At 50.5% G+C, this 3,431-nt stretch carries 4 protein-coding genes; 3 read left to right on the forward strand and 1 reads right to left on the reverse strand.

Annotated features, from left to right (window positions below):
- The coding region (gene glpX / locus RMO52_RS06455; RefSeq protein WP_310412046.1) for a class II fructose-bisphosphatase at positions 1–788 on the reverse strand (788 nt) is incomplete at its 3' end.
- 178 nt (positions 789–966) lie between these two features.
- On the opposite strand from glpX, the gene thiL reads away from it, so the two are divergent.
- From thiL to RMO52_RS06470, 3 genes are all read left to right on the forward strand, one after another.
- On the forward strand, positions 967–1,989 hold the full coding sequence (gene thiL / locus RMO52_RS06460) for a thiamine-phosphate kinase (RefSeq protein WP_309740691.1): 1,023 nt from the start codon (positions 967–969) through the stop codon (positions 1,987–1,989).
- Positions 1,990–2,147: 158 nt separating this feature from the next.
- On the forward strand, positions 2,148–3,098 hold the full coding sequence (locus RMO52_RS06465) for a serine hydrolase (RefSeq protein WP_309740689.1): 951 nt from the start codon (positions 2,148–2,150) through the stop codon (positions 3,096–3,098).
- 92 nt (positions 3,099–3,190) lie between these two features.
- A partial coding sequence (locus RMO52_RS06470) for an SUMF1/EgtB/PvdO family nonheme iron enzyme (RefSeq protein WP_310412048.1) occupies positions 3,191–3,431 on the forward strand: 241 nt, incomplete at its 3' end.

Raw genomic sequence — 3,431 nt, forward strand, 5'->3', positions numbered from 1 at the left:
TTAGCTTCTTTGCTTTCACCGATCAAGCCAGTTTTGACAACTGCGGGATCGTAGATTAGTTGTCCTTGGAAGTGAGCGTCCAAACACCGCAGAGCAGCGGCGGAGATCACACCTTCAGGAGCCGCACCGATACCCATCAGCGCGTGAATGTTGGTACCAGCAAAACCGCAGTTGATCGCTGCACCGACATCACCATCACTAATTAGTGCCACCCGCGCACCAGCGTTACGAATTTCGGCAATCAGATCGTTGTGACGTTCGCGTTTCATGACGACGACAACTAATTCTTCGATCGGCAGATCGAGACACTGGGACAAGATTTTGAGGTTTTCGGTAGCAGACTTGTTGATATCTACTTTCCCTTTGGCGGCTGGGGGTGCTGCGAGTTTCTTCATGTAGAAGTCCGGCGCGGCAAACAAACCACCTTTTTCGGAGATCGCTAATACAGCCATCGAACCGGGTTGTCCGTACGCACACAAGTTAGTACCTTCACAAGGATCGACGGCGATATCGATTTCGATCAGTTCGTCGATACTGCACAATTCAGCAGCATTAGGCTGAGAACAAATCCCTACTTCTTCACCGATGTAGAGCATGGGCGCGTCATCGCGTTCGCCTTCCCCAATGACGATCCGTCCGCGCATGTGAATTTTATTCATCCGTTCGCGCATCGCTTCGACTGCAACACGATCGGCTTCATTCTTGTCGCCCTTACCCATCAAGCGTGCTGACGCGATCGCCGCTTGCTCTACTACTTCAATAATTTCTAAACCTAAACTATTTTCCACTGCTATTTGCTCCTAAAAAGCTCTATTTATAGGGATTTGAGTCGTCTACAAGTCTACCAGAGCGTGGGGACGCGTGGGCACATATCAGACTTTTGTCGCTTTGGCGACGCGGCAGGGGATCGCTGAATATTCACAGTAGATCGGAGTAAAATCTCTATATCTACCAACTACCGAATAGATGCTCATTAGCGATCTTGGCGAACGTGGATTACTAAAGTTAATCTCTCCTTATTGTCGCCCCCAGACGATCGGGGACGACGGGGCGATTGTCCATCCACCAGCAGGTTGTGAGCTAATAGTCACGACGGATGTATTGGTCGATGGAGTACATTTTAGCGATCGGACGACGACAGCATTTGATGTCGGCTGGCGATCGGTGGCAGCGAATTTATCAGATCTGGCGGCAATGGGTGCCACACCCTTGGGAATTACCGTCGGGTTAAGTTTGCCCCCGACGTTACCTGTCGTCTGGTTGGAGCAGCTTTACGTGGGGATGCAGGCTTGTTTGGCGCAATATGGAACGGGAATAATTGGCGGCGATTTGACCCGATCGAGTGTAGCGACTGTGGCGATTACCGCATTAGGTAGTGCCCCGAGCCAAAATATCGTCGCCCGATCGACTGCTCAAGTTGGCGATGCGATCGTGGTGACGGGTTATCATGGAGACGCTGCTGCCGGATTGCAATTGCTGCTCAATCCCGAGTTAGGTGTCGATCGATCCAATTTCCAACAGCATCGAGACAGGCTAATTACCGCTCACCAGCGACCCCAGCCGAGGCTAGATGTATTGCCACTGCTGCAAGGGTTGCGAGCTAATAGCGATCGAGCATTGGTGGTAACGGGGATGGATAGTAGCGATGGTTTAGCAGATGCGATCTTCCAAATTTGCGAAGCCAGTGGCGTGGGTGCTAGATTGACGCGATCGACTATTCCGATCTCACCATCCTTATCCCAACTTTTTCCAGATCCGGCTCTAGCATCCGCTCTATACGGTGGAGAAGACTTTGAACTAGTATTAACTATGCCCGAGGCGATCGCGCGTCAATTGGTCGATTTACTAGGCGGTGGGGCGGCAATTATCGGTACGATCGTCCAGCATTCCAATATTTTAATTATCGACGATCGCGGGGATGAGGCACCGATCGATCTAGGAGAGATGTTTGCCAGCGAACCGCGCAAAACTGGATTTCAGCACTTTTAGTAGTGGATGTGCTGTGCCAGACGGGAGTATCGATCGTTCCATGTGTTGACTCAGGGAAGGGACGATCTCGATCGCTGTACACTCAAAGCGATCCGAACTATGCTAAACACGTACAGAAAAACCCCGCTCATTTAACTGTTTTTCCACCTCCCCACCCTATGCACTTCTACCACTCCGATTCCCAGCTAACGCTATTAGCCGAGCAAGCTCTAGCGGACACTCATGCCAAATTCTCCGATCTCCAGCCAGAACAGATTGCGTTGACATGGCTGGTTTACGATCGACCGATCCCGGTGAATACTGGTGGTGCGATTACCGCCGATGAACTGTGGACGTATCCCGTGCGGGGCTTTAATTATCGGGGTGGCGAGCGCATTTATCCAGCCAGTATCGCCAAATTATTTTATTTACTGGCGATGCACGAGTGGCTAGAGCAAGGGATGGCAACGGCTTCTGGCGAACTCGATCGCGCCTTGCGCGATATGATAATCGACTCTAGCAATGATGCCACTAGCCTAGTCGTCGATACCCTTACTGGTACAACTAGTGGCCCCGAACTGTCTGCGGGGCCATTTGAAACCTGGAAAGCTCAACGCAATCTGATCAACCGCTATTATCAATCCCTGGGCTGGTTGGAATTAGACCCGATCAATGTCAATCAAAAGACCTGGAGCGATGGCCCCTACGGGCGGGAACGCTTGTTTGTCGGCGAAATGCGCGAAAATCGAAATATGGTCACGACCGATGCTGTAGCCCGGTTATTGCATAGTATCGTCGGTGGTGCTGCCGTCAGCGGCGATCGATCGAGTCAAATGATGCAACTACTCCACCGCGATCTCAACTTAGCAGGAGTTACCCCCGATTCGGGCGAGGAGAACCAGGTAAATGGCTTTCTAGGCGGGGGTTTACCATCTGAGAGTCAAATGTGGTCGAAAGCTGGCTGGACATCCCAGGTGCGCCATGATGCGGCTTATATCGAACTAGTCGATCGACAGCCTTATTTATTAATTGTGTTTACGGAAGGGACGGCAAACAGCCAAAATCGCCAGATTCTGCCCTTTATTGCCGATCGATTTGTCATGGCAATGGCGCAGATCCAAGCTGACTAAATTATTCGATCTGTAGAGGTAGAGGTAATCCCTCAATTCCCCCTACCTCGTGGCATACTTTTAGATCTACCGATCGATCCCTATTTACCATCATGTCTTCTGTCGCCGTCACCACCTTTAGCTTTGAAACAGTTAGTCTCGATCGCAATGGTGAAATAATCGATCGACAACCCAGATCGGCACAATGTCTGACAGAAAGCTTGGGTGACGATATCGATCTAGATCTAGTTTTAATTCCTAGTGGTACATTCATGATGGGGGACGATCGACATCATCAAGACGAGCAACCGATCCATCAAGTTACAGTACCGTCATTTTATATCGGTAAATACC

This window comes from Chamaesiphon sp. OTE_8_metabat_110 (assembly GCF_031382685.1).
Lineage (GTDB): Bacteria > Cyanobacteriota > Cyanobacteriia > Cyanobacteriales > Chamaesiphonaceae > Chamaesiphon.